This window comes from Methylobacterium sp. J-077, assembly GCF_022829365.1.
Taxonomy (GTDB): domain Bacteria; phylum Pseudomonadota; class Alphaproteobacteria; order Rhizobiales; family Beijerinckiaceae; genus Methylobacterium.
Genome location: NZ_JAKSYJ010000156.1, coordinates 1 through 25,540 on the forward strand (window position 1 = coordinate 1; position 25,540 = coordinate 25,540).

23 protein-coding genes are annotated in these 25,540 nt (G+C 67.4%); 7 read left to right on the forward strand and 16 right to left on the reverse strand.

What is annotated here, in order from left to right:
- Positions 1-99 precede the first annotated feature (99 nt).
- From MKL11_RS18865 to MKL11_RS18900, 8 genes are all read right to left on the reverse strand, one after another.
- Positions 100-495 carry a hypothetical protein gene (locus MKL11_RS18865; RefSeq protein ID WP_243946168.1) on the reverse strand — a complete coding sequence of 132 codons (396 nt, stop codon included), beginning with the start codon at positions 493-495 and terminating at the stop codon, positions 100-102.
- Positions 496-635: 140 nt separating this feature from the next.
- Positions 636-941, reverse strand: a complete 306-nt coding sequence (locus MKL11_RS18870; RefSeq protein ID WP_243946170.1) for a hypothetical protein — start codon at positions 939-941, stop codon at positions 636-638.
- A 105-nt stretch (positions 942-1,046) separates the two neighbouring features.
- Positions 1,047-1,586 carry a Mov34/MPN/PAD-1 family protein gene (locus tag MKL11_RS18875; RefSeq protein ID WP_243946172.1) on the reverse strand — a complete coding sequence of 180 codons (540 nt, stop codon included), beginning with the start codon at positions 1,584-1,586 and terminating at the stop codon, positions 1,047-1,049.
- A complete protein-coding gene (locus MKL11_RS18880; protein WP_243946173.1) occupies positions 1,586-3,274 on the reverse strand; it encodes a ThiF family adenylyltransferase in 1,689 nt (562 codons plus the stop codon). The genes MKL11_RS18875 and MKL11_RS18880 overlap by 1 nt, the downstream gene beginning before the upstream one ends.
- 20 nt (positions 3,275-3,294) lie before the next feature.
- Positions 3,295-4,323, reverse strand: coding sequence for a cyclic GMP-AMP synthase DncV-like nucleotidyltransferase (locus tag MKL11_RS18885; protein ID WP_243946175.1), 1,029 nt, complete (start codon positions 4,321-4,323; stop codon positions 3,295-3,297).
- On the reverse strand, positions 4,323-5,453 hold the full coding sequence (locus MKL11_RS18890; protein WP_243946177.1) for a patatin-like phospholipase family protein: 1,131 nt from the start codon (positions 5,451-5,453) through the stop codon (positions 4,323-4,325). The genes MKL11_RS18885 and MKL11_RS18890 overlap by 1 nt, the downstream gene beginning before the upstream one ends.
- Positions 5,454-5,530: 77 nt before the next feature.
- Positions 5,531-6,247: an ImmA/IrrE family metallo-endopeptidase gene (locus MKL11_RS18895; RefSeq protein ID WP_243946179.1), complete on the reverse strand. Its 717-nt coding sequence runs from the start codon at positions 6,245-6,247 to the stop codon at positions 5,531-5,533.
- Between the two features lie 2 nt (positions 6,248-6,249).
- On the reverse strand, positions 6,250-6,564 hold the full coding sequence (locus MKL11_RS18900; protein WP_243946188.1) for a helix-turn-helix transcriptional regulator: 315 nt from the start codon (positions 6,562-6,564) through the stop codon (positions 6,250-6,252).
- A 221-nt stretch (positions 6,565-6,785) separates the two neighbouring features.
- Between MKL11_RS18900 and MKL11_RS18905 the strand changes: the two genes are divergently transcribed.
- Positions 6,786-7,049: a hypothetical protein gene (locus MKL11_RS18905; RefSeq protein ID WP_243946190.1), complete on the forward strand. Its 264-nt coding sequence runs from the start codon at positions 6,786-6,788 to the stop codon at positions 7,047-7,049.
- Between the two features lie 111 nt (positions 7,050-7,160).
- Here the strand turns inward: MKL11_RS18905 and MKL11_RS18910 are convergent, their stop codons facing one another.
- Both MKL11_RS18910 and MKL11_RS18915 read right to left on the reverse strand, forming a co-directional pair.
- Positions 7,161-8,294, reverse strand: coding sequence for a patatin-like phospholipase family protein (locus MKL11_RS18910; protein ID WP_243946192.1), 1,134 nt, complete (start codon positions 8,292-8,294; stop codon positions 7,161-7,163).
- Positions 8,295-8,438: 144 nt separating this feature from the next.
- On the reverse strand, positions 8,439-9,617 hold the full coding sequence (locus MKL11_RS18915; RefSeq protein ID WP_243946194.1) for a zinc-dependent alcohol dehydrogenase: 1,179 nt from the start codon (positions 9,615-9,617) through the stop codon (positions 8,439-8,441).
- A 342-nt stretch (positions 9,618-9,959) separates the two neighbouring features.
- On the opposite strand from MKL11_RS18915, the gene MKL11_RS18920 reads away from it, so the two are divergent.
- On the forward strand, positions 9,960-10,865 hold the full coding sequence (locus MKL11_RS18920; RefSeq protein ID WP_243946196.1) for an SDR family oxidoreductase: 906 nt from the start codon (positions 9,960-9,962) through the stop codon (positions 10,863-10,865).
- 119 nt (positions 10,866-10,984) lie between these two features.
- Here MKL11_RS18920 and MKL11_RS18925 read toward each other — a convergent pair whose 3' ends face one another.
- The gene (locus MKL11_RS18925) at positions 10,985-11,326 is read right to left on the reverse strand and encodes a DUF3140 domain-containing protein (RefSeq protein WP_243946198.1); all 342 of its coding nucleotides are present in this window, start codon (positions 11,324-11,326) and stop codon (positions 10,985-10,987) included.
- Positions 11,327-12,042: 716 nt separating this feature from the next.
- Between MKL11_RS18925 and MKL11_RS18935 the strand changes: the two genes are divergently transcribed.
- Positions 12,043-12,519 (forward strand): hypothetical protein, encoded by a 477-nt coding sequence (locus MKL11_RS18935; RefSeq protein ID WP_243946202.1) that lies wholly within the window; start codon positions 12,043-12,045, stop codon positions 12,517-12,519.
- A 21-nt stretch (positions 12,520-12,540) separates the two neighbouring features.
- On the opposite strand, the gene MKL11_RS18940 is transcribed toward MKL11_RS18935, so the two are convergent.
- On the reverse strand, positions 12,541-13,542 hold the full coding sequence (locus MKL11_RS18940; RefSeq protein ID WP_243946204.1) for a CorA family divalent cation transporter: 1,002 nt from the start codon (positions 13,540-13,542) through the stop codon (positions 12,541-12,543).
- A 13-nt stretch (positions 13,543-13,555) separates the two neighbouring features.
- Entirely contained in the window at positions 13,556-13,738 is a 183-nt protein-coding gene (locus MKL11_RS18945) for a hypothetical protein (protein ID WP_243946213.1), read from the reverse strand.
- A gap of 210 nt (positions 13,739-13,948) precedes the next feature.
- Between MKL11_RS18945 and MKL11_RS18950 the strand changes: the two genes are divergently transcribed.
- The 4 genes from MKL11_RS18950 to MKL11_RS18965 all read left to right on the forward strand — a co-directional run bounded on the left by MKL11_RS18950 (position 13,949) and on the right by MKL11_RS18965 (position 18,620).
- Positions 13,949-14,356 carry a hypothetical protein gene (locus MKL11_RS18950; protein WP_243946304.1) on the forward strand — a complete coding sequence of 136 codons (408 nt, stop codon included), beginning with the start codon at positions 13,949-13,951 and terminating at the stop codon, positions 14,354-14,356.
- 254 nt (positions 14,357-14,610) lie between these two features.
- Positions 14,611-14,985 (forward strand): response regulator, encoded by a 375-nt coding sequence (locus tag MKL11_RS18955; protein WP_243946221.1) that lies wholly within the window; start codon positions 14,611-14,613, stop codon positions 14,983-14,985.
- Between the two features lie 136 nt (positions 14,986-15,121).
- The gene (locus MKL11_RS18960; protein WP_243946231.1) at positions 15,122-15,286 is read left to right on the forward strand and encodes a type II toxin-antitoxin system ParD family antitoxin; all 165 of its coding nucleotides are present in this window, start codon (positions 15,122-15,124) and stop codon (positions 15,284-15,286) included.
- A complete protein-coding gene (locus MKL11_RS18965) occupies positions 15,273-18,620 on the forward strand; it encodes a PAS domain S-box protein (protein WP_243946240.1) in 3,348 nt (1,115 codons plus the stop codon). The genes MKL11_RS18960 and MKL11_RS18965 overlap by 14 nt, the downstream gene beginning before the upstream one ends.
- 170 nt (positions 18,621-18,790) lie before the next feature.
- Here the strand turns inward: MKL11_RS18965 and MKL11_RS18970 are convergent, their stop codons facing one another.
- From MKL11_RS18970 to MKL11_RS18980, 3 genes are all read right to left on the reverse strand, one after another.
- Positions 18,791-21,229 (reverse strand): PAS domain-containing protein, encoded by a 2,439-nt coding sequence (locus tag MKL11_RS18970; RefSeq protein ID WP_243946242.1) that lies wholly within the window; start codon positions 21,227-21,229, stop codon positions 18,791-18,793.
- 78 nt (positions 21,230-21,307) lie between these two features.
- Positions 21,308-24,493 carry a PAS domain S-box protein gene (locus MKL11_RS18975; RefSeq protein ID WP_243946244.1) on the reverse strand — a complete coding sequence of 1,062 codons (3,186 nt, stop codon included), beginning with the start codon at positions 24,491-24,493 and terminating at the stop codon, positions 21,308-21,310.
- Complete coding sequence (locus MKL11_RS18980) at positions 24,490-25,314, reverse strand: Crp/Fnr family transcriptional regulator (RefSeq protein ID WP_243946246.1); 825 nt, start codon at positions 25,312-25,314, stop codon at positions 24,490-24,492. The genes MKL11_RS18975 and MKL11_RS18980 overlap by 4 nt, the downstream gene beginning before the upstream one ends.
- Positions 25,315-25,540: the final 226 nt, after the last annotated feature.

Consider the following 25,540-nt stretch of genomic DNA (forward strand, 5'->3'; position numbering starts at 1 on the left):
TTTGCGACCGTCTCCACGACCAACATCCCGCGCAAGCCTCCCGTTCGAGCCGGAAGGCATTGTGGATGACTTGTCCTGGGGGTCCCGTTTGGACGCCGATCACCCCGAGAACGGGGTCCTTATTCCACGCCTAATCACAGCGTTGGCGACAGCCGCTCCGTCGTAGACCGGGGCCTCTGGATCGGCCTCGCGCGCCCGCGCGCAACGTTGGAGCAGATGCTCCCGCGTAAGGGCGAGGACGAGCCGCGGATCGATGGGCCGCGAGACGCTGTTCTCGCACCGCAGGAGGACGGACCGGAGCGCGTCGACGATCGCCCGATCGAGCAGGCCGGGATCCGGCTCGCCGGCCTCGCGACGCCGCTCGCGCACGAGGCGCTGGTGCCCCGCGTTCATCTTTCGCAGACGCTCTCGACGCGCGGCCGCAGTGCCTCGGTAGGGGGGCGCGATGCGCCCGGGGCCGGCGTCGAGGTCGGGGGTGGGGATGAAGCTGTTCATGGAGCGATGATGCCACGGCCCCGTGCATGAAACCGCATGACGTGTCATTGCACCATCGCGGCGCGTCACGGCCCGTCACTTGTGCCTTACCCTGTGCGCACAATTCGGCACGGCGTCGGGCCGAGGTCGGGCCTCGGATTTCAGGCCGGCACGTAGGAGACGACCGCCCGCATCCCGGGTGGCACGAGCGTGACGTGGACGGTCTGTTCGAGGCTGGCGGCGACGGCGCAAAGTCTCTCCCACCCCCATGCCGAGACGTCCCCGGCCCTTATGTCGGTCCGGACGTGGGAGTCTCGCATGCCGACCGGGTAGGCCGGCTTCGCCATCCGGCTCGGCTTGGCCGAGGCGACGGCCGCCTTGACCCGGCGGCAGAACGCGTCCCGGTCGCCGCCATCGAGCGAGGCGATCTCGGCGGTGAATCCGTAGCAACCTTTGCTTGGGAGCAATGAACAATGGCGAAGGTTGCTATTCGTGGACTCCAGATGTCGACGACGACATTCATGGAGAAGCTAGCGGAACCTCGCATGAACCCCATTCTAAAAATGCGCGCTTCAAGGTCGAGGTGAACGTCCGTCCTGTCTGGCTGCGTGCATTGCGGGCACCGAACCTGATGGGACTGGCTCGGTGACAATGCCCCGGGTCGCCTCGCCACGTCGCGTGTGAAGGGACAGCCATAGGCCATCCGGAAACGAAAGACGCCCTACGATACAAAGCAGGAAGCCCGGCAGATGATGGGTCGACTCCCGCACGATGGATGCAATGCTCGTCATGTCCTTGCCGGAAGGGGTTGGCCGGTCCTCCGGATGGGTGTGCCAGTCGCCGAGATATTCGAGGCCACGGGCATGAAAGGAATGGATGTCCCGTTGTTCGGAAGCCCGATCCGGCCAGAATCCGTAGCGGCCCCGTCGATCGCCCTTCCGCGGCCCGGTCGCTTCAAGGACCGTCCAGATCGACGGACGGATCGATCCGAACAGTTGGCCACCAGCTTCCCGATGATAGCATCGCTTCTGCCGATGCCCGGCGAATGTTGTCAGGGCCTCCGCGGTAATGCGCACCCGGATCTTGCCTGTCTGCAGCGTCAGCGCGTTCATTATGCCTGCCACCATGGGCCCGTTGCCATTCCCCCTAGAGGGTCGGGAGTTCCGCGCGTCGCAAGCCACATCGGCGTCCACGATCCCTCGGCATCGGCCAGTGCCGACGCATCGACCAGCCAGGATCGCCAGGCGCTCTCGGTCTGCTTGCCCCTAAGGAAATCCAGTACAAGGCGGCTGGTGAGTGCTTCGGCTTGGGCGAGATCGATCGCACCGAACGGGGATGTGAGTGCGCCGCATTCGACCGGCCGAGGTTTTCTGCTTTCGGATGCAACCATGCGCGCGTTGCCCGCCGCGTCATATCCGGCGGCAAACGAGGTGCCGGGCATCAGCAATGCGGCATGGGACGCAAGCGCATGAGCTTCCATCCATCCGTACACCGCGGGAATACCGTTCCTCGGGGACAACAGGTGATGATCGAGGAAAGCGTTCGCCGCCCACGACCCCGTGCAGGCAATGACGAGGTCGAGGTCCGCCAGGGCCGTTGGATCGGACGACAGAAAGGCCTGCAAAGTGGTATCGAATGCCTTGATCGAGCCGATATCAGGATTCTCGCGAACGAGCGCTTGAGCGAGGGTTGTGGCCTTCAAGCGATGGACGTCACCGGCTCCCAATTGATGGCGCCGGATGTTTTCCCAACCGAGCGTCTCCGGATCGACGAGGACGAGATGGCCGACGCCGGACTTGACGATGAGCCGTGCGACACCCGACCCGAGGGCCCCGCATCCGATGATACCTACGCGCTTGCCCGCTAGGACATCGCGTTCCGCGTAGGGCAGCCGGGTGTTAGCCGCATTGAGGGCTTCGCATCTGAGACGCCTGAGATCGTAGCGTGAGCAAAGGACAGAGGCAGGAACCTCACCGCGAGGGTAATCCCGCTCCATGACCTTGCGGTGCACCGTTGATCGCTTCAGGTCGGGTGGATGCGACAGCAGGACCGCAACCGCATGCCGTCGGCCAGACGGCGCCGCGCCAGTCAGCACCAGCGGAAGCACTTTGGGCATCTGTCGGAGCAGTTCGCCCAGGATCCCGCATCCCTCGGCGGAACGTTCCTCGATGAGGCTCCAGAGTTCCGCACCGCTCTCCGGGTATCGGTCGGGACGAGGTAGGGCGTTCAGTTCGATAGCGGCCGTTCGACGGAGATGCACGGGGTCCACACCATTCCGATGTCGCCACCATCTCCGTGCCTCGCCGCCCGATGCGAAGACGTAGGTCATCTTCCTGTTTCCGGTCCATGCCGCGGGTGCAGTGCCGTGGCCGGGCGGCAGCAGGAGCGCCGCCGCGTGATCGGCTGCAGCGTCCTGTGCCCAGTACAGACCGAAATCCTCCTCGAAGTCGTCTCGCTCGCCACCGGCTGCGACGTCACGGAGTAGTTGCCGGGCTTCGCCCAAAGCCGAAGCCACCGCCATGACGGGATCGGACGGGACTTCCGGGTTGCGCAGGCAAAGCTTCCCGTCACGTTCAACGTGCGGCATGCGCTCGGTCTCGCCGGCCAGATGGACCGTCGGCTTCGAGTATGGGAAAAGGCGGTCGACCACCAATACGATCTCAAGGCCGAGGGTGCGGAGGCGCCAGCCCGCGGAGCCGGCGCCTCCGCGGAGGATCGGGTCGTCAGGCCGGACGCGACCGAGATAGTGACGCCCCAACCCCCGGAACCAGGCATCGATGGCGTCGTGGGGCTCGGTCACGACCGGGGGAACATGTACCGTCACGCGTAGCCATGCCCGCCGGATTTGATGACCGCGGGCCCGCTGGTTTTCCCGTCGAGGTCCTTCTCGTCGTCGGGATCGGGTTGAAGACCGAAGAAGTCGGAACGGAAGAACCTGTCCCAGGCATTCATCGCCTCTTGATGGGTACAATCGGGATCGTCGACGACGCTGAGGTGGGCGAGCTTCTCGGTGATCTTATTGCGCAGGAACTCCGTCTTAGCGTCCCCGGCCTCGGCGATGCGTTCGTTCAGCGTCGGATGGTCGACCGCGCTATTCCAGGCGAGCCGATCGCGAATGGCGACGAGAACGTCCCTAAGGGCCTCGTCGTCCCGTTCAAGACGCTCGACGAAATGATCGCTCACCAACCGCGAGAGCGCGAAGCCGCTGGCGATCTTTCCCTTCCAATGCGGCCGGCTGCGGGCGAAGGCCTTGACCAGCCGCACCACCCTGACGAACTGCCCGCGATCGCCGTTTGCCGAGGCATCGCCGTACAGTTCATTGTTGCGGCGCTTAAACCATTTGGTGACATTGAGGGCGTCTGACGGCTTCCAGTCCGCCCCGGCGAGTTCGAAGGTTTCGGTGACGACGCCGGTCCATTGATCCTTCGTCCGGGTCCGACGGTAGACCGGGACGTCCACGTGATAACCGCCGCTGTAGTAAACGCGGACGCAGTTCGTCCGCACCTCCGGCTTGTCGTTGAAGAAATCGTCCTGCAGGGCCGCACAGACCATCTTGCGGACGTTGAGCGCGGATCTGTCGGCACCGCGGTCGCCGACGAGCGCCGCCTTCTCGAAGTAGGCTCCGTCGTCGATATCGAAGTCTCCGTCCCCATCCTGGATCATGGTCCGCATGGAGTAGGACCCTTGGGTCTGCGAACCGAACGGCGCCGGCTCATCATCCCGGATCAGACCGCGGCGGAGTCGCTTGCGGTTGGCCTTGGCCTTGGACAGAATGTCCGAGCGACCGTCGTCGTCCATCCGCACCCGCTCCTTGTGGAAGCCGCGGACCTCTGCGTTGGTGTTCCTCATCACTTGCTCTCCCAGGTCAGGCCGTCCACCGGCATCGTTGGCAAATCCATCATGAGCGACCGGACCATCTGGCCGTCGGGATTGCGGGGATCGTCGCAGGAGCTCTTCGTGATGTCCGCATCCGAGCAGGCCTGCTGAACAAGCCGCGCGATGGCTCCCTTCCGCGTGTCGTCCAAGGCGAGGAACGGCATCATCTCGGCCGGGACGTCCTTCTTCGGGAAGCGAAGCGTGCGCACCGGCCGGCCCAGGTCCGTGAGGACGTTCGAGAGGAGCCTCGCCATGTTATCGTAGGCGAATTCCTGCGCAGAGATGCTCAACGGGGCCACGTCCGCGCCGAGCTTCCATCCGAGCATGGATCGATGGGCATGCGCCCCATCGATGTGCTCGCCTTCGGGCCTGGAACAGGTGCCGAGGGAGAAGATCTCGATCGGCTGGTCGCGCTCGGCGACCATGAGCGCATCGATAAGGCCGACCAGGATCGGGTTGTTGGCCCAGAGTCCGCCGTCGGCGAAGACCTGCTTCAGTCCATGCGTCGCCATCGGATCGTCGATGCTCGCGAGGGAGCGATAGATCGGCGCCGCGCTCGAAGCGAGGCAGACGTCGGCCAGGGGGTATTTGTCATCGCGGACGCCGCTTTTGGGCGTCTTCTTGAAGACCCAGGCACGATGCGTCTTCATCAGGACGCTGGGGATCGAGAGCGAGATGCCGCGACGTTCGAAGACGTCGAGCATGGTGACGTCCCCCAGGACACCGTGAAGGGCATTCCTGAGGGCGCGGTCCCCGGCGCGGACGAAGGTCCGTCCCCTGAAGGCCCGGTAGATCGCGCTGCCCGTTCCCTTAATCCGGTGCGGGAATATGGCCGCACCATGCTTCTCGTAGAGGGCCATCACGTCGCCGAGCGGCTTGCCGACGGCCAGGGCGCACGCAACGATGGCACCAGTGCTCGTTCCCGTGATGAGATCGAACCCCCCTCCGAGATCAAGGGCATCCTTCTTCCTCGTGAGCGCGAAATGCGTGACCAGGCGATCGAGGAACGCAGCGGTGTAGATGCCGCGCATGCCCCCGCCATCGAGGCTCAGGACCCTGTATGGCCTCGGCGTTAATGCCTGCGGTTTGTCATCCTCGACCATTGCGCTACCCGCAAATCAGCTAATACGCTAATTAGCATATTCGCGTTTCTCCGGGAGTCAAGCAGCCCATGCTACCGTCACCCGAACAGCGTCGGCTCCACCGGTCGAGCGGTGAGGTATCCGAGCTTGAGCAAGCGAACGCGAGCGGCGTCGCGCGAGACCTGGAAAGTCTGCATCACCAGGTCCATCAGCGACGTCGCCGCCGCATCCACAACATGGAACGGGGACAACGCGCCGATCGTGTCGAGGGTTGGACGAAGAAGATCCCGCAATGCGAAGCGGGGCATGAGATAGGCGCCCGAGGCATAGCCGGCCTGCCACTCCATCCAATCCGTGGAAGGGGCATCGAGGATGCCATCGCGTTTGCAGACGATCCGAAGTTCGTCCGGTGCAGGAAGGAGTTCGCCGGACGAGAAATGAGACTGAAACAACCTGTCATGCAGGCGGACGTGGCCGAGCTCGTGTGCCAACGTCGTCCGATACCGGTTTGCGCGTCGATCCTCCGTCGACAGGCTTTCCGTGATTTCGATGATCGGGGACTTGCCGATCTGGATGCGGGTTACGCCTTCGACGTCCATCCCATCCGCGGAGAGATCCGAATAGACGTCGAGATGAACGACATGCTGTTCGATCATGAGGCAGAGATCGTCGGTTGTGATCGGGTACGAGATCTTGCCGCGGTGCTTAAGGAGAAAGGCGGCTGTCAGCGCCTCGCACTCGCGATCGATCTCCATGGGTTCGAAGTGAGGGCGTTTGGGAAACCGCTTCGTCGCATCCGGCACCCACTGAACCATCGCTACCTCGTTGTCTTACGAAAGGCATTGAATAGCTGAACGACTGCGTCTTGATCGGCTCCAGACGAACGGATATCTTCAGGAAATGTTCCGGCAAGATAGAAAAGATATTCGGATCTTACATTCAGTGCTTTTGCAAATTGCTCGATTATATGATCCGAGCTCGGATTGCGACGATTTTTTTCTATATCGTTAAGATATTGAGGCGATATTGGCTTGCCATCTTCTTCTCTTAATATCATCGCCGCTAGTTCCTTCTGACTTATTCCTTTTTCCTTTCGTGTCCCCAAAATAAAGGATCCAAACGTCTCTGGCATGCCCGTGCTCCCGTCAAGCTGATATGCTGATCAGCGTAGCACGCGGAGGATTCGGTGTCCGTTGCGAACGTGTCGCGAATTGAACTCGGTAAATGCCCACGATCGGTAGCGTTGGCTGAGGGCTTGCGAACTATGTCCGCTCTGAGGGCTCCGACGAAGCTCTGAACCGGCGCGCGGATCTCTCGAGTTCTCTCGAACGACAGAAGGAGCACCTGCGGACGGTGAAGGCGGGGGCTTTCTGGCTTCGCGTCATCCAGGAGATCCGGAAGATCCTGCCGGAGGGCGAGCCGCTGCACGTGAGCGGCATCACCCAGATGATCGACGCGGACCTTGTCCAAGAGGCCGGCGAGCACGTGCAGGTCTGGAGCGTTCAGACGGTCAGGGGGGCCATCGACGAGCGGATGTACCGCAACCGGTATTTCGTGAGCGAGGGCGCCGGACGCTATCGGAGGCGCAGGCCGGAGGACGGCGGGATCGCCGCCTGAGGCCCATTGAGTCCCGCGGTGTCCCGACGACCTGCGATGAGACACAGGCATCCATTTTGGGAGCCGTGTCCGCAGACCTCACCTTGGCTTCATGTGCAATACGTTCGACGATCATCCGGGCCCGGACGCGCGTCGGAGCCTCCCTGCCCGGGCCAGAGCGCTGCCGAAGCTATGCCCTGCGGATGTCGTCCCAGTTCCTGCATCCTCCGAGGAAATAAGGCCGTCAGGCAGTGTACGATAGTCGAAGCGTCCGTTCGCGCTCTTGGCCATTGCCAAAAGCCCCACGCCCTGCACCGCGTCCCGTCCGCCCGCTTTCCATCGGTCGCGGATCGAGGAGGGCGAGAAGTCGAAGCTCTTGGCGGCGAGTTCGCCAGCGCCGGCTTGGTAGACGAGGTGGAGGAGCGTCACCGTCGGCCCGGTTGGATCGAGCCTGTCCCGCAGTTCGTACTCGCGCCTTAGGCCCGCAATCGCCCGGCGCGGCGCGCTGGCGAAGATAAGGTCGTTCGCCCGTTCGAGCACGGCGTCCAGGGATTTGGGACGCGGCGCCTTCAGGCTGAACAGGTCCGAGGCTATGCATAGGAGATCCCTCTCTGGCTCGGATGCAAAGATCGGGTCGAGCGGAAGGTTGTTGGTGAAGCCGGCGTCGCACAGGACGCGGCCCTCGATCTCGACCGGCGGGAAGGCGGGCGGGATGGCCGTGCTGGCGAGGATATGCTCGGCCCGGACCTCCTCGCGGGAGGTGTCGAAGTAGACCTCCTCGCCGGTCTCGATGTCGACGCAGCCTACCGTCAGGCGCGTACCGCCCCGGTTCAGCCGCTCGAAGTCGACGAGACGCTTCAGGGTCCGGAGAAGGGGGGCGTTGTCGAAGAGCGCGACGTCGTTCGGCACCCATGGCAGGGCCGACCACAGCCCGGGCAGGCGATGGCCGAAGATGTTCGGGCGCCCCCAGGCAAGCGTCATGAGGGCATGCAGGCCGTTGTAGACCTGGCGCGGCTTGAGCAGCCCTGTCGGGTCCGGACCGGTCTTTTGGGTGGCCTCGTGCCAGAACGTGCGGAGTTTGGTGATCCTGTCCTCGGGCGCGTTGCCCGCGATGATGGCGGCCGTCACCGCACCCATGGACGCACCCACGACCCAGTCGGGTCGAAGCCCGTGATCGTGCAACGCCTCGTAGACGCCGGCATGGTAGGCGCCGACGGCGTTCCCGCCGGCGAAGACGAGGGCGAGATCGCGCGGTTTTCCGGACATTCCGACTTTCGGCTTGGGGTGGCCTACCAGCGTATGAACCGGCCGGCGTGTTCAGGGGCATCTCGGGACATCTCGGACCCGGGAAAGAGCCCCTCGCGAGAGCCGCGTCGGCGCCCTCCTCCCGGTCCCTTAGACGTGTCGGCGTCAACCGTGCGGCTTGAACACGACCTTAGTGCAGTTGTCCTTCTTGTCCCGGAACATGTCGTACAGCGCCGGGCCATCCTCCAGGTTGGTGGAGCGGTGGCTGATGATGAAGGACGGGTCGATGTCGCCGTTCTGGATGCGTTCCATCAGCGGCTTCATGTAGCGAACCATGTGGGTCTGGCCGGTCTTCAGGGTCAGGCCCTTGTTCATCAGGACGCCGAGGGCGACGGGACCGACCGGGCCCGCGAAGACGCCGGGCATCGAGACGTTGCCGCCGGGACGGCAGGCCAGGATCGCTTGGTTAAGAGCGAAGGGACGCTCCAGGCTGACGGTGTGCTCCATGATGGCGGAGGACACCTTCTGCAGGGTGGTATCTGCCCCATGGGACTCCATGCCGACCGCCTCGATGACCGAGTCCGGACCGAGCCCGTGGGTCATCTCCATCAGGGTGTCCTGGATGTTCTCGGTAGCCAGGTCGATGGTCTCGGCACCGGCCTCGCGGGCCAGTGCGAGGCGCTCGGGAACGCTGTCGATGGAAATGACGCGCTTGGCGCCCAGCATCAGGCAGCACTTCACCGCGAGCACCCCAACGGGGCCGCAGCCCCAGATCGCCACCGTGTCCTCCGGGCCGATGTCGCAATGCTCGGCGGCTTGGTAGGCGGTCGGGAAGATGTCGCTGAGGAACAGCACCTGCTCGTCGGTGAGACCTTCTGGCACGACGATGGGACCGACGTCGGCGTAGGGCACCCGGAGGTACTCGGCCTGGCCGCCGGCGAACCCGCCGGTGATGTGCGAGAAGCCGAACAGGCCGGCGAGCGGGTAGCCGTAGGTCTCGGCCTGCAGCTTGCCGTTCGGGTTGGTGCGCTCGCAGCAGCTCCAGTTGCCCCACTTGCACTGCCGGCACTCGCCGCAGCAGATGGTGAAGGGCACCACGATGCGGTCGCCGACCTTGAGCTTCTGGTTATCCTTTCCGACCTCAATGACCTCACCCATCGTCTCGTGGCCGAGGACGTCGCCGCACTCCATCGTGGGCATGAAGCCGCCCATGAGGTGGAGGTCGGAGCCGCAGATCGCGCATGCGGTCACCTTGATGATGACGTCACGCCCATGCTCGATCTTTGGGTCCGGCACGGTCTCGCACGAGATCTTGCCTCGGCTCTGCCATGTGAGTGCTTTCATCCGGTGACGCTCCTGGTTCAGGGTGTGCCGACAGGATGACCCCCACCGCTACCACCAGGGAGGTAATGTCCGACGCGCGTGCCTGATCCGGATGGGGTGAAACTTCTCCGCCTCCGGATGACCCTGGCGCAGCACCGGGATTCCCAACTAGTTCATCGCAGCCAGGGGCGAGTGGTTCGGGGCGGGACGCCGACCATCGGAAACGTCGGGGTGACCATTGCTCGCGCTCGCGAATTGGAACGCGTCTCGTCCGGATGGGATTTGGACAGCGACCGGGCCCGACCAAGCCCGCGTCGGCCGCGGTCATGGCCCGGCATGGATCACCCTCCCCAGGATATGTTGATGACAGACGCACGGAACCATCGCGTGGCGATGCAGGACCCCCGTACGCAGTACCCGCAGCCACCGTTCAGGCGTCAGCCGCAGGAGGCGCCGGGCCTCGCCGGGGCGATGGACCCGAAGCCCGACCACGGCGAGACGAGCTATGTCGGCCACGGTCGCCTCGCCGGCCGCAGGGCCCTGGTGACCGGGGCCGACAGCGGTGTCGGTCGGGCCGCGGCTATCGCCTTCGCCCGCGAAGGGGCGGACGTCGCCCTGAGCTTCGTCGAGGCCGAGATGCCGGACGCGCAGGCGGTGGCCAAGCTGATCGAGGCCGAGGGTCGCAAGGCGGTGCTGCTGCCCGGGGACATCACCGACAAGGCGTTCTGCGAGACCCTGGTGCACAAGGCCGTGGTCGAACTCGGCGGTCTCGACATCCTGGTGAACAACGCCGGCAAGCAGACCAATCAGATGGACATCGGGGACATCACGGACGAGCAGTTCGACCGGACGTTGAAGACCAATCTCTACGCGATGTTCTGGATCACCAAGGCGGCGATGCCGCTGCTCCCGGCGGGTGCGTCCATCATCAACACCGCGTCCGTGGTTGCCTACAACCCGCCGAAGATCCTGGTCGACTACGCCACCACCAAGGCCGGCATCATCGCGTTCACCAAGGCTCTGGCCAAGCAGTCCATCGAGAAAGGCATCCGCGTGAACGCGGTGGCGCCGGGACCGTTCTGGACCGCGCTGCAGCCCTCGGGCGGGCAACCGCAAGAGGCGGTCGAAAAGTTCGGGTCTGAGGTGCCGCTCGGCCGCCCCGGCCAGCCCGTCGAGCTCGCGCCGATCTACGTCTTCCTGGCGTCCCAGGAGGCGAGCTTCGTCACCGGGGAGGTCTATGGCGCCACGGGAGGCAACGGCACCGCATAGGTCACGTCACGCCCAACGGATTGGCTGACACATCCGACGTGAACGACGCGCGACCCTGGGCGGCAGACGCCGACCCAGGGCATCGCCCTCGGGGACGAGCCATCGCTCCCGACTCCCGTTCACTTCAAGGGGTCGTGGCCCCAATTCATGAGCGACAGCCGCCAGGGCGAGTCCTTCACTTCGTCCTCGTCCTTCGGGCCACCCTGCTTGAGGTGCCGATGGACGTAACCGACGACCTTGCGCATGTGGTCGTAGTCGTCATCCGACAGGTCGGCCTTCTTCCCGTTCAGCATCTCGACGATGCGCCGGCCTTCCTGGTGGCCGGTCGCCTCGCCACCGTCCTTCTTCTGGCCGACGGACTGGCTGTCGTCGCCCTTTAGGTGCTTCTCCAACGCCGAGGCCGTCATGTTCACGACCTCCTTGAACTCCTTGTAGGTCGCTTCGTGGTCCTCCTTGGCCATTCGTAAACTCCTGAACGACGGACGATGGTTGTGACCGCCCCGCAACGAGGTCGGTGCCAGGCACGAACGCACCGGACGTCGAGTCGGGTCCAGCTACCTCGAATCCCGCTAAAGATCCGACGCTTTGCACCCACGAAGAACGCCCTACCGCGTGGCAAGTGGAACCTGGCCCCCCTTCTCAAGCGGACCTGGGCCTTTCAGCTTCGCCGGCGTGGCACGCCAACGAGGTTCGCCACCTGAAAGACGGGGACACCACAACCCTCCGCCAATCGTCGGGCAGCGATGTGGCCTCGGCGATCTGACCCCTCACGACAACCTCGTGGAGCCGGACGGCTTCCATCGGCGGTGCCTACAGTTGCGCATTGCCGGCCCGATCCCAGGCGCAGGTACGGCTGGCTCAACCCTTTGAGGACCGGCTCTTCTTCGCGGACGAGGCGACGCACCCCTTCGACTTCACGACCGCCCACGGGGCCCACAACAGCGGGCAAAAGGCCGCCGACGAGGCGACGGCGGCGCTTACGGATAGGCCCAACCTCGGCGTGCGAGGCGTTCTCGCAGCTGCGAAAGCGCGCGGAGCCCGGTAGCGACCTCATACCCAATGGCGTAGCGCCTCGACCAGCAAGCCAACGCACGGCTCGGCTGACGTGGCCGGAACAGCGGCAGGGGGCGCCGCCTTGCCCAAGGCGGGGCACGTCCCGCGTGGAAAGGCGTCCAAGATGCAGGGCTACGCAACCTCGTTCGGTCTCGGCTTCGTCGCCGGGATGCGCAACATGACGGCCTGCGCCGCCTTGGCCTGGGCGGCCTCGGAGGGCCGGACACGCGGAAACCTCATCCCGGGCGGCCCCGGTGCCCGCACGCTCGCGACGGCCGCGGCGGTCGCCGAGATGGCGGGGGACAAGATGCCGTTCGCCCCCGACCGCCGCATCCCGGCGTCCTTCGCGTTCCGGCTCGCCGTCGGCGCGGTCGGCAGATGGGCGCTGGCCGGTCGCCGCGCCTCGCCGGAGACCGGGGCATTGGCCGGCATGGCGGGCGCAATCGCCGGCACGCTCCTCGGCAGGGCCGCCCGCGGTCCCGACTCGCGCACATCGCCCGGCCGCGCCAAGGGCCTCGCCAAGGACGCCGCCGCCGTCGGCCTCGCCATCCTGGTGGTATCCTCGGCCGAGCGTCACGCCGGGGCATCGTCCCCCAGGTAGGCGTCTGCGAACCGGACGGGATTAGCCCTTGGGCTTGCGGATGCCGAGCAGCCGGATCGCTACGTACGCGGCCACGGAGGAGAGCGCGGCCAAGCCGGCCACGACGAGGAACCCGTTCGCGTCCTCGGCGAAGGGCAGTCCCTTCACGTTCATGCCGAACAGCCCGGTGACGAAGGTCGGCGGCAGGAATAGCGCCGACAGGATCGAGAGGGTGTAGAGTTGGCGATTGGTCTCCTCGGCCACGCGCTCGGATAACTCCTCCTGGAGCAGGCGCGCCCGGTCGGCCAGAAGCCCCATGTCACGGTCGAGCGCGTCGAGGCGCTGGGCGAGACGGCCTGCGGCGGCCACGGCCGGTCCATGGACCTCCAAGTCGGCCCCGTCCCGCTCCAGCCGGTGGAACACCGCGGACAGGCCGAGCAGTTGCCGATGAAGGCGTACGGCGCTGCGACGGACCGGTCCCAGCCTGCGACGGTCGTCTCGGACGCGGCCGTCGAGGATGTGGTCCTCGATCCCGTCGACCTCGTCCGAAAGCCGCTCCCCGGTCGCGGCCATCGCGGCGACGACATGCCCGACGAGGGTCTCCAACAGCAGCGCCGGCGAGGCGATGGTGGCTCCCTTCTCGGCGGCGGTGCGGGTAGCGTCGGGGCTCTCGACCGGCCGGCGCCTGCCGCTGACCAGCGAGCGCGGTCCGAGGACGAAGTGCAGGCGCCCGGCCACGTCGGGCTTGGCGCCGGGACGGGCGAGGTCGGCCACGACACCCCCGACATGGTCGCCCTCGACCGTGACGCGCTGGTGGTCGTCGGTGCCGAACACGGCCATGGCGAGCGATGCCGGCCCGAGGCGGTCCCGGTCGATCAGCCCTTGGAGGTCGGCCTGCGTCAGGTCGAAGTGGAGCCAAAGAAAGCTGCCGCCGAACGCGTCGAGATCGGACGACGCCTCGACCGAGGGAACGGAATGCCCCTGGCCGTCCGTATCGAATCGCATGGCCCAGAGCAGACCAGCCGGCGGGGCGTGGTCGGTCACGTCCCAGGTTCCGTCAGTCCGCAGCCAGCGCGGCGAAGGAGAAGGTCCCCGCGATAGCGAGGTTGGCGGCGACGAGAAGAGCGAGGAGGGTCATAGCGGTTCCGTTGAATGCGGGCCTCAACGCGACGCGCGGCGGTTCGTTGCCGCAGACCGAACACCGTGGTGACCTGACCACGATCCAGGTGGTGAGCCGCATCGAGCCGCCGTTCCTTTTGGGCAGGCGACAGGATCACATCGCGGGGTTGGCGACCGGTGCCTCAATGCTGACGGGCGCGCAAACCCACGGCGACCAGGGCCGTCCCGACATGCCAGCCATCCCGGAACCGTGGCCGGGGACGAGGCTTCTCCCGCCGGAAAATCCAGGTCGGCACCCCGAGGGGCAAGCCCGCAGCAGGTCATGGTTTTGATGATGAAGACGTTCTTCGTATTGGTCGCCCTGGCAATCGGTCTTTCCGGCCCGGCCCTCGCCCAGTCCATTCCGGTCGAGCAGGCGCCGGTCGCGTTGATCCACGGCAACTATTGCGGACCGGGAAACAACGCGCCGGCGGCCCCCATCGACGCACTCGATGCGGCGTGCGCCCGTCACGACGCCTGCACCCCGGACGGCGCCCTCGCCACCAAGGCATGCAATCTCCGCCTCCAGCATGAGGCCGATGCGATCTCGCGCGATCCGCGTCAGCCAGACGACCTGCGGGCCATGGCCGGCCTCGTGTCGGTGGGTGCGTCCATGATGATGTCGAGCCGCGAGCCCGAGGCATCGCCCTCGGTGGCGCGGTCCGGCGACAGGACGCTTCTCGCTACCTATGCGCACTGAACGGAAGGGGATCCGGCCCGGGTCCTTTCGTCGGATGGACGGGGACGCGGCTCCGATGACCTGAACGCCTGAGACGCCTCGGGCCGTGGGACGCCGGCATCGCCGGCGGCCCGATGCTACGCGAGGGGCGGCAAGCGGCGCCGGTAACTTCTTGCGAAGTCGAGAGGGGGCGTGCCTTCGAGGGATGCGAGGTGCTTCGAACCACAGTCGCCCAGGTCGATGAAACCGTAAGGTGATCCGCAAGTCTGTCAGGGATGTCGCAGCAGCGCCCCCTCCCGGACTCGGTCGTGCTTCTCGTCGAGGACGACGGGTTCGTACGGATGTGCGCGGCGGAGATGCTCGTCGACGCGGGTTTCTCGGTCGTCGAGGCGAAGGACGCGGACGCAGCCTGGGCCATCCTTCTGGACCGGTCCGACGTCGGCGTTCTGTTCACGGACATCGACATGCCGGGCTCCATGGACGGCGTGACCTTGGCCGAACGCGTGCATGCGGCATGGCCGGGGATCAGGCTGATCCTCACCTCCGGTCGGCAGCGGCTCGCCGACCGCGAGGTTCCGGACCACGGCCTGTTCGTACCCAAACCCTACAGCCTGTCCCAGGTGCTCGGCGCCATCGACCACGTGGCGTGAACCGGGAATTCCGGGTCGACCGGGTGCCGCGGACTGCGACGACACGACTGCGTGAGGAGGGTGTCGCGGGTGCGACACCGGTTTCGTGAGTTGCTACGGGCTCCGGATGGCCGCGAAGCACTCCCGACACATCGCCTTGACCGAACCGCTGATCGCGTACGTCGAGGCCCAGGTCGCCAAGGGCGAGTACACCTCGATCAGCGAGATCGTCAGGACGACGCTGCGCCTGCTGATTGAGCGCGACGATGCCAAGGTCCATCGCGGGGCCGCGAACGCCGAGGCCGTCCGTGACCGAGCCTGAGAACGACGCCCGCGATCCGGTGCGCTTGGCGGCCCTCGACGATTACGGCATCCTCGACACGCAGGCGGAGCAGGGCTTCGACGACATCGTCCTGCTCGCCTCGCGGATCTGTGCGACGCCGGTCGCGCTGGTCAGCCTCGTCGCGGGCGACAGCCAATGGTTCAAGGCCCGGGTCGGGTTTGATCCGTGCCAGACCCCGCTATCGCAATCTGTCTGCGCGCATGCCCTGCGGCAGCCCGGCCTGTTGGTGATCCCGGACCTGACGCTCGACCCGCGCACCCGGGACAACGCCCTGGTCACCGGGGAGCCCCACCTGCGGTTCTATGCCGGCGCCCGCCTGGAGACGCCAGAGGGCGTCGCGCTAGGGACGCTGTGCGTGATCGACGGGAAGCCACGCCCCGAGGGACTGACGCCCGAACAGGCCGAGGCACTGAAGGCGCTGGCCCGCCAGGTCATGGCGCAGATGGAACTGCGCCGGTCGACGGCCGCCCGCGACGACGCGCTTCGAAACGTCCGGGAGGCGAACGCCCGGCATCGCCAGATCCTCGACAGCGCCGTCGACTACGCGATGGTGACCCTGGATCTCGACGGGCTGGTGACCGGCTGGAGCGCCGGGGCCGAGGCGATCCTCGGCTGGTCCGAGGCCGAGATGCGCGGCAAGCCGGCGCACGTCTTCTTCACCGAGGAGGACGTCGCCGCCGGCATCCCCGAGCGCGAGATGAGGGGCGCCCGCGAGGAAGGTCGCGGCAACGACGAGCGCTGGCACCGGCGTAAGGACGGCTCGCGGTTCTTCGCGCTCGGCGAGATGATGCCGCTGCACGCCGACGACGGCGGGCACGTCGGCTACCTCAAGATCCTGCGGGACCGGACCGGCCAGCGCTTGGCGGCAGAGGCGCTGCAGCGCCAGACGGACCTGCTCCGGACCGTCACCGATCACGTCAGCGAGGCGGTGTTCCAGCTCGACCTCCACGGGGTCGTCACCTTCGCCAATCTGACGGCGCATGCCCTGCTGGGCTGGGATGAGGGAACCCTGGTCGGACAGGACCTGCACGAGGCCGCCCATCACCACCATCCCGACGGTCGCCCGTTCCCGTCGTCGGAATGCGACTTCGTGCACGCCATCCGAAAGGGGGAGACCCTTCGCAGGCGCGACGGCACGTTCTTCCGCCGTGACGGAACGCCCATCGAGGTGGTCTGCTCGAACGCGCCCGTGTTCGGGGGCGGCCAGCTCGTGGGGGCCGTGCTCACGGTCTCCGACGTCACCGACCGCCGGCAGGACGAACGTCGCCTCCGGGAGATGAACGCCGAACTGGAGCGCCGCGTCGCCGAGCGGCACGCCGCCGAGGCGCGTCAGCGCTTCCTGCTCGACCTGACCGACACGCTGCGCGATCAGGGCGGCCCGCGCGGTCGGATGCAGGCGGCGGTGGACGCCCTCGGGCGCTACCTCGGGGTCAGCCGTGTCGGATACGGCTTCGTCGAGGAGGACGGCGTGTCCGTCGCCCTCGGCACCGAGTACGTCGACGGCGTGGCGACGCTGGCCGGCACCTACCCCCTCGACGCGTTCGGTCCCGGCAACATCGCCAACCTCAGGAAGGGGCGGACGTCGGTCTACGCGGACGTCGAGGCCGATCCGGACACCGCCGGCCTGGGGATGGGCGCCTTCGGCATCGCCGCCATCGTCGCCGTCCCCCAGGTCCACGAGGGACGCCTTCGCTCGGTCGTGTACGTCAACCACCGCGAGCCGCGGGACTGGACGTCCGACGAGGTCTCGCTGGTCGGCGAGGTCTCGGCCCGGATCTGGGACGCGGTCGAGCGCGTGCGGGCGCAGGGTGCGCTGCGGGCGTTAAACGAGACGCTGGCGGCCCAGGTCGCAGAGCGCACCAAGGAGCGCGACCGGATCTGGCAGGTGAGCCAGGACATGCTCGGGGTCGCCGACGCGGACGGCGTCTGGGTCAGCATCAACCCGGCCTGGCGGCGCATCCTGGGGTGGGAGGCCCACGAGATCATCGGGAAGACCTCGGAGTGGCTCGAACACCCCGACGACCGGGAAAAGACCCGGGCCGAGGTCGCCCGCCTCGCCGCCGGTGGCCTGACGCTCGCCTTCGAGAACCGGTTCCGCGCACGCGACGGCGGCTACCGAACGCTGTCCTGGACGGCCGTCCCGGTCGAGGGTCTCCTCTATTGCGTCTCCCGCGACGTCACGCTGGAGAAGGAGCGCGCCGCCAGCCTGCTCCAGGCCGAGGAGGCCCTGCGGCAATCGCAGAAGCTGGAGGCCGTCGGTCAGCTGACCGGGGGCGTCGCGCACGACTTCAACAACCTGCTGACCGTGATCAAGTCGTCGACCGACCTGCTCAAGCGCCCGGACCTCTCCGAGGAACGGCGGGGGCGGTACATCGGCGCGATCTCCGACACGGTCGACAGGGCCGCCAAGCTGACGGGCCAGCTCCTGGCCTTCGCACGGCGGCAGGCGTTGCGGCCGGAGGTGTTCGACGCCGGTCGGAGCGTGAGGACCATCGGCGAGATGGTCGGCACGCTCACCGGCGCCCGGATCGCGGTGTCGATCAACGTCGGCGACGAGCCGTGCCACATCCGCGCCGACCCGAGCCAGTTCGACACGGCGCTGGTGAACATGGCGGTCAACGCACGCGACGCGATGGACGGCGAGGGTCGGCTCGACATCGCGGTCGAGGCCGTGGGCGTCGTGCCGGCGATGCGGTCCCATCCCGCGCAGGTCGGCGACTTCGTCCGGATCGCGCTGTCGGACACGGGATCCGGCATCCCTGCCGACGCCATCGACCGGATCTTCGAGCCGTTCTTCACGACCAAGGGCGTCGGGCAGGGCACGGGATTGGGCCTCTCCCAGGTCTTCGGCTTCGCCAAGCAATCGGGGGGCGAGGTCCTCGTCGAGAGCGAGGTCGGGCGCGGCACCACGTTCGCGCTCCACCTCCCGCGGGCGGACGCGGGCGCCGTCGAGGGAGAGGCGGCGGCACAGGTCGATGCCGTGGTCGACGGGCGCGGCACCTTCGTGCTGGTGGTCGAGGATAACCGGGGGGTCGGCACGTTCTCGACCCAGACCCTCCAGGAACCCGGGTACGGCACGCACAGGGTCACGAACGCCGACGAGGCGCTGACGACCCTGGCCGAAAGTTCCTCCCGCTACGACGTGGTTTTCTCGGACGTGGTCATGCCGGGCAAGAACGGGGTCGAGCTCGGCCGCGAGGTCCGTCGGCTGTACCCCGGCCTGCCGGTGGTGCTCACCAGCGGCTACAGCCACGTCCTCGCGCAGGAGAACGACCACGGTTTCGAGCTCCTGCAGAAGCCATACTCAGTCTAGGCCCTGTCGCGCATCCTGCGCCGGGCCGCCTCCAAGCCCCGCCGCCGCAGGGAGGCGGTGGAATAGGACGGCGCCGGATCCTGGACCTCATCGATCCGTCGGCTTCGACGACGCCACGGACGATCCGCCGTCGCCTATCCGAGGCCTGTTTCGAAAGGCGAATGCCTGGGTCAGGCGCCGAGCAGACCCTTGCGCCGACGCCAGGTCCCAACCTTGCGCAGGATGCGGGAAAGTTCCTCGACGGAATACGGCTTGTGGAGGAGTTCGAATCCGTAGGTGCCGTTCTTGGCCAACACGTGGCTGTAGCCCGAGGTCAGCACCACCGGCAGGTCATGGTGGCGCCGGCGGATCTCGTGGCCGAGGTCGATCCCGTTCATGCCCGGCATGACCACGTCCGAGAACACCACGTCGAAGCGGCCCGCGTCCCTCGCAAGCTCGGCAAGCGCCTGGTCGGCGTTCTCGGCCCAGACCGTGACGTAGCCGAGCTCGGCCAAGGACTGGGTGGCGAAGGCACCGACGTCGACGTTGTCCTCGACCACCAGGACGCAGGTGCCGTGACCGTCGACGAGCGGCTCCGGCTCGGCATCCTCGGCGGTGGACGTCTCCGGGTCGGGCACGCGGGGCAGGTACAGGGTGAAGGTGGTTCCGCGTCCGACCTCGCTCTCGACCGCGACGTCCCCACCCGATTGCTTGGCGAAGCCAAACACTTGGCTGAGGCCCAGGCCCGTGCCGTGCCCGACGCCCTTCGTCGTGAAGAAAGGCTCGAAGATCCGCTCGATGTCGCACTCCGCGATACCGACTCCCGTGTCGGTGATGGCGACCGCCACGAAGGCGCCCGCCACGGGGTCGTGCCCGCGGAGGCCCGGGATTTCCGCGACCTCCGACATCTCGATGGCCAGGCAGCCTTCGCCGCCCATCGCGTCGCGGGCGTTGATCACCATGTTGACGACCGCCGTGTCGAACTGGCTCGGGTCGGCGTTCACGAAGCCGGCGGCATTCGACACGCGGACGTCGACGGCGATGCGCGAGCCGGTGAGCGTTCCCACCATGTCGCCGACCGAGGTGAGGCTCTGCCCGACCTCGAACACTTCCGGCTTGAGCGCCTGCCGGCGGGCGAAGGCCAGCAACTGCCCCGTCAGCTTCGCTGCCCGCTCGACCGTGTCCGAGATCGCGCCGACGTAACGGAGCCGGCGCGCGTCCGGCAGGTCGGGTCGCTTAAGCAGGTCGGTCGAGGACTTGATCACGGTCAGCAGGTTGTTGAAATCATGCGCGACGCCGCCGGTGAGCTGTCCGATGGCCTCCATTTTTTGGGCTTGGCGCAACGAATCCTCTGCGACCTTGAGCGCCTCCGAACGCTCCCGCTCGACCGTGAAATCCCGGCCGACGGCATTGATCACCCCGGCATCCGGCCGGGTTGACCAGGAGATCCAGCGGTAGCCGCCGTCCTTGTGTCGGTAGCGGTTGTCGAAGCGCGCGAGCGACTGTCCCTCGGAGGACGATTGCGCCCCCTCGATGGTATGCTCGACGTCGTCGGGATGAATCAGCTCGAACAGGTTGCGTCCGACGAGCTCTTCCTCCGACCATCCGAGCACGCTCGTCCAGGCCGGGTTCACGGCGACGATGGTCCCGTCGAAGCCGCAGCGGAGCATGATGTCGGAGGAGAGCTGCCACAGGGAATTGCGGTCCGACGTCCGTTCCGCGACCCGCCGTTCGAGGGTCTCGTTGGTCTCCCGCAGCAGGCGCTCCACCTGCTTGCGGTCGGTAACGTCGAGGACGAAGACGTAGAAGCCGTCGACGAGGCCGTCCTCCGCCCGACGCGGGAGGTAGCGGATATCGGCGATGCGGGGACGCCCGTCTCGATGCGGCCAGTCGAGTTCGAGCCGTACTTGATCCCCTGCCAAGGCGGCCTCGAAGGCGGCCCGGCGCGCCGCGAGGCCCTCGTTGTCCAGAAGGTCGCTGACATGGCACCCGACCACGTCCTCGGGGCGCCTGTAGAACCAGTCCTCGTAGGCCCTGTTCGCGAACCGGTAGGTGAGGTCTCGGTCGATGAAGGCGATCAGTAGCGGCAAGGTGTCTGTGACGAGCAGGAGCTCCGCCTCGCGGGCGCGCAGGGCGCGTTCGGACAGCACGCGTTGCGTGGTCTCGTTGCTGACGCAGAACAACCCCACGACCGCGCCGCCCTCGTCGAACAGCGGCGAGTACGAGAACGACCACCAGGTTTGTTCCTCGACCCCGTGCCGGGCCATGGTCAGGGGCAGGTCGTCGTATCGGCTCGCGGAGCCGGTCAACGCCAGCTCGACCATCGGCCGGACCTGCTCCCAGACGTCCGACCAGAGTTCGCGCATCGGTGCGCCCAGGGCATGCGAAAGCCTCGGTCCGAGGATCGGACGGTAGGTGTCGTTGAACAGGAACGCGAGGTCCGGCCCCCATGCCAGGAACATGCTCTCGGGGGAGCCCAGGATCAGGTTGACCGCCACCTTCAGCGCGGCAGGCCATCCCGACGGCGACCCCAGGGCGGTGCGCTCCCAATCGTGGGCCCGCATGAGGGCGCCGGTCTCGCCGCCGTTGCGCGGGAAGGCATAGGTCCGTGACGTCGGTTCAGCGAGCATGCGGAAGGGTTCTTGGCCGTCCTGGAAATTGGGGCCGGAGCGACAACCGCGGGACGCGTCCCGTGTTGCGGCGCGGCCTCACAGGACATCCTGGAAGTTACGAAGTGGTGCCTCGACAACACAGCACACCCCCTCGGACGGGTACGTCAGCGCAATCCGGCCGTCGACCGCGCCGACGAGGCCGCGCTCGATCAGGCGGGACCCGAACCCTTTTCGCGATGGTGGCACCACCGCTGGCCCGCCGCGTTCGCGCCAGGATATTGTAAGCAGCGGTCCCGAACCTTCCTCGCGCAGCGTCCAGTCGATCTCGACGCGGCCTTCCGGCGTCGAGAGGGCACCGTACTTGGCGGCGTTGGTGGCGAGCTCGTGCGTCATCAGCGCGAGGGCGAGCGCGGCCTTGCCGCCGATCTCCACCGACGGCCCCCGGTAGCGAACGCGGTCCGAGCCGTCGTCCTGCAAGCCGACCCCGCCGCGGATGACCGGCTCGATGGGGGCGTGCTCGGCGGCGCCGCCCAGCAGGAGATCGTGCGCCTTGCCCAGGGTGATCAGGCGGTCGGCGAGGACCTCCTTGGCGACCTCGATGTCGGTGGCCCCGCGCAGGGTGTTCGAGGCGATGGCCTGTACCATCGCCAGGAGGTTCTTCATCCGGTGACTGAGCTCGGAGCTCAGCAACTCACGCTGCTCCTCGGCCCGCCGCCGCGCGTCGATGTCGGAGATGGCCGCGACCACCCCGTTGACGGTCCCGGCCGCGTCCCGGACCGGCGTGGCGACGATCTGCGACCACACGCGGCTGCCGTCCGGACGCTCGAACTCGACCTCTAGCTCGGAGCGGTCCAGCCCCTCGCGGATGACCCGTGCGACCGGGAACTCGGTCGGCCCGACCCGGCGCCCGTCGGCATGGTAGGCAACCCACTCGCCGTAGCTCTCGACGTCCTTCGATTCGATGGTCGGCCGGCCGATCACCGTCTCCATGAAGGCGTTGCCGCCGACCACGCGGCCCGAGGGCGCCTCGGCGAACAGGATGCCCACCGGCACGGTCGCCAGGATCGAGCGCTGGCTCGCCTCGCTCGCCCGGAGCGCGTCCTCGGTGCGCTTGCGCGCGGTGATGTCGTTGAACAGGACCGCGACCTGGCGCGATCCCGGCTCGCCGAAGGGATAGGCGTAGACCTCGAACCAGCGGTCGCCGAGCGCGTTCGCGACGTGTTCGAACCGCTCCGGCGCGCCGCCGCGGGCGATGCGATCGTAGATCTCGAACCAATGCTCCTCGTGGCCGTCGGCGAGACCCCGCATCCATTGGCCGAGGACGCCCTTGAGTCCCGACTGGCGCTCGAACGCCGGGTTCACCTCCAGGAAGCGGTAGTCGAGCGGACGCTCGGTCGCGTCGAGCTTGACCTCGATGACGCAGAAGCCCGCGTCGATGCTCTCGTACAGGTCGCGGTAGCGGGTCTCGCTGGCAAGCAGCGCCTCCTCGGCCTTTCGGTTCGCGGTGACGTCGCGTGAGACCGCCAGCAGCTTGGTGACTGTCCCGCTGCCGTCGCGGATCGGCGTAACCTGGACGTCCCACCACTTCGGGGTGCCCTTCATCGTACAGGCCGGCCCGGTGAAGCGCCCGACGCCGCCCGCCGAGGCGGCATCGACGGCCGCCCGGGCCTCGGCCTTGCCGGCCGCGTCCCAGAACCCGGTCCAGTCCGCCCCGGCGATGCCATCGAAGTCGTCGACCTCCATGACCGTCCGGCCGCCCTCGCTCATGAATTCGAGCCGGGCGTCGAGATCGAGCACCTTGATGCAGTCGGCGGAGGAATCGAGCACGCTGCGCAGGAAGCCCTCGCTCTCCTGCAGCCGGGCGGCGGCATCGCGCTGCTCTGTGCGGTCGCGCAGGATCTTGAGGAAGCCGATGGCGGCGCCGGCGTCGTCGCGCAGGGTCATCATCTCTCCGTTGGCCCAGAACCGCGTGCCGTCCTTGCGGATGTGCCAGCGCTCATCGACGCCGCGCCCGTGGTCGAGCGCGGCCCGCATCTCCTTTTCGGCGATGCCGTTCGCCCGGTCCTCGGGGGTGAAGAACACGTCGGCCGGCCGCTTGACCATCTCCGCCGGCGACCACCCGAGGATGCGGGTGGCGCCCTCGTTCCAGTCGTCGACGCGCCCGTCGAGGCCCATCACGATGATCGCGTAGTCGATGGCGCTGTTGAACACCGCCTCGTAGCGGTCCTCGGTAGCCTTGGCCCTGCGCCGGGCCTCGGCCTCGCCGACCCGATAGAGCCCGGCGGCGACGGAGCCGGCGAATAATCCCGCGACCTCGACGTCGCGCTGCGAGAAGGCGCCGATCAGGCTGGACTGGAGTTTGAGGACGCCGATGCCCTCGCCGTCGCGTGTGATCGGGACCACGACGCATGACCGCAAACCGAGATCCTCGATCAGGTCGCGCTTCACGTCGGGGTCGTCGAGGACGTCAGATACCGCCCGCGCCCGTCCCGAGAGCAGGCACGCCCCCGCCAGGCTGCCGTGGAGCGGAAGGCGTAGGCCGGCATGGCGGGCGAGGTTGCCGGCCGCGCGTCGGTAGACGAGCTCGTCGCCCTCGCGCATCTCGACGACGCCGCCCTCGGCCTGCGGCAGCGCCTGAAGTGCCCCGCCCACGACCGCGTCGAGCACGTCGTCGAACCGTCCGCTCGATCCCATGACGGTGGCCTGGGCTTCGAGCAGGGCCTCGTGCTGGGTTATCGCCGCGCGTTGAGCGGCGAGCAGGCCGTCGCGCTCGACGAGCGACCGCCGCAGTTCCAGTTGCGCCATGACCTGGCGGGCAAGGGCCCGGAGGGCGTCGGCCTGGTCCGTGGTCAAGCCGTCGGGGCGCGGCTCGACATCGATCACGCATAGGGAGCCGATGCACACGCCGTCGGCGGCCTGCAACGGGGCGCCGGCGTAGAACCGGATGAACGGGTCGCCGGTGACCAGCGGATTGTCCCGGGTGCGAGGGTCCTGCCTCAGGTCGGGGACGACGAGGAGGTCGGATTGCCCGAGGACGTGCGCGCAAACCGATTTGTCGAGCGTGGTCTCACAGGGTTCGAACCCGGAGCGGGCCTTGAACCATTGCCGGTCGCCGGCGACGAGGCTCACCAGCGCCACGGGCGTGCCGCAGGCGTTCCGGGCCAGGGCGACGATGTCGTCGAAACCCTTCTCGGGCGGGGTGTCGAGGATGCCGTAGGCGTCGAGCGCCGCCAGCCTGGACGGGAGGGAGACCTCGAACGGGATGGCGGTTTGGGCGGTCATCGGCCGGCCTCCCGGAGCTCGGGAAGGATGGCTTCGGGCCGGGGCGGCGGTGGCGTTCCGGGCTCCGTCGCCTCGACGGCGACGATCCCGCCCTCCGGCGCGTAGATCGCCCCGAGCACGGTGCGGAAGTGCCGTTGCACCCGGGCGTGGCAGTCGCAGCAGGCCGCTTCCGTCCGCGCCCGGTCGAGCATGTGGATGCGGCCGCGCCCGACATGGATCAGGCCCTGGTCCTGGAGCCTGGTCAGCACCGTGGTGACGTAGGTCCGACCGATGCCGAGCATCCCGGCGAGCACGACCTGGGTGACCGGCAGGGCGTCGGTGCCGACCCGGTCCTGCAGGCCGAGCAGCCAGCGCAGGACCCGCTGCTCGATGGGGTGGGCCGCGTTGCAGGCCACCGACTGCAGCACCTGCGCGAGCAGGCAGTCGGCGAAGCGCACGAACAGGTCATTCAGCGTCGGGGAGGCACGCTTGGCCTCGCGCAGCCGGTCCGCCTCCATGCGCAGGACTGCGCCCCCGACCTGGATCACGCATTGGGTGAAGGCGGGCAGGTAGCCGTGGCTGACGACGCCGCCCATCGCGCCCTCGCGACCGACCGTCGCCGTCTCGATGGTACGGTCGCCGCCCATCGGCACCAGCAGGGTGGCGACGGTCCGGTCGAGGGGAAAGGTGACGTGCGCGACGTCCTCGCCGACGCGGAACAGCACGTCACCCCGGGCATGCTCCCGTCGGACGAGATGCGGCGCGAGAAGGGCCACGTCGGGCGCCGCGAGCGCGGCGAGGAGCAGGTTGCCCGCGAACGGGTGACCGGGGTCGCTGGACATGGGAGGGGAAATCCAGCCGACGGCGGGTCGTCGACGGGGCTATCCCTGCCATGGGTTTCCTACGCCCACAATCCTACAATTGGCAGGTGGCGACACGATCACGTCAGGATGCTAGGGATACGTCCCCTCCGCGGACCACGGAGGCGGCGGGCAAGGACATCGGAACCCTCGGCGGGAGCGGGGCTTGCCTATCGACGCCGGCGTCCGACCGGCAACGAGGAACGCC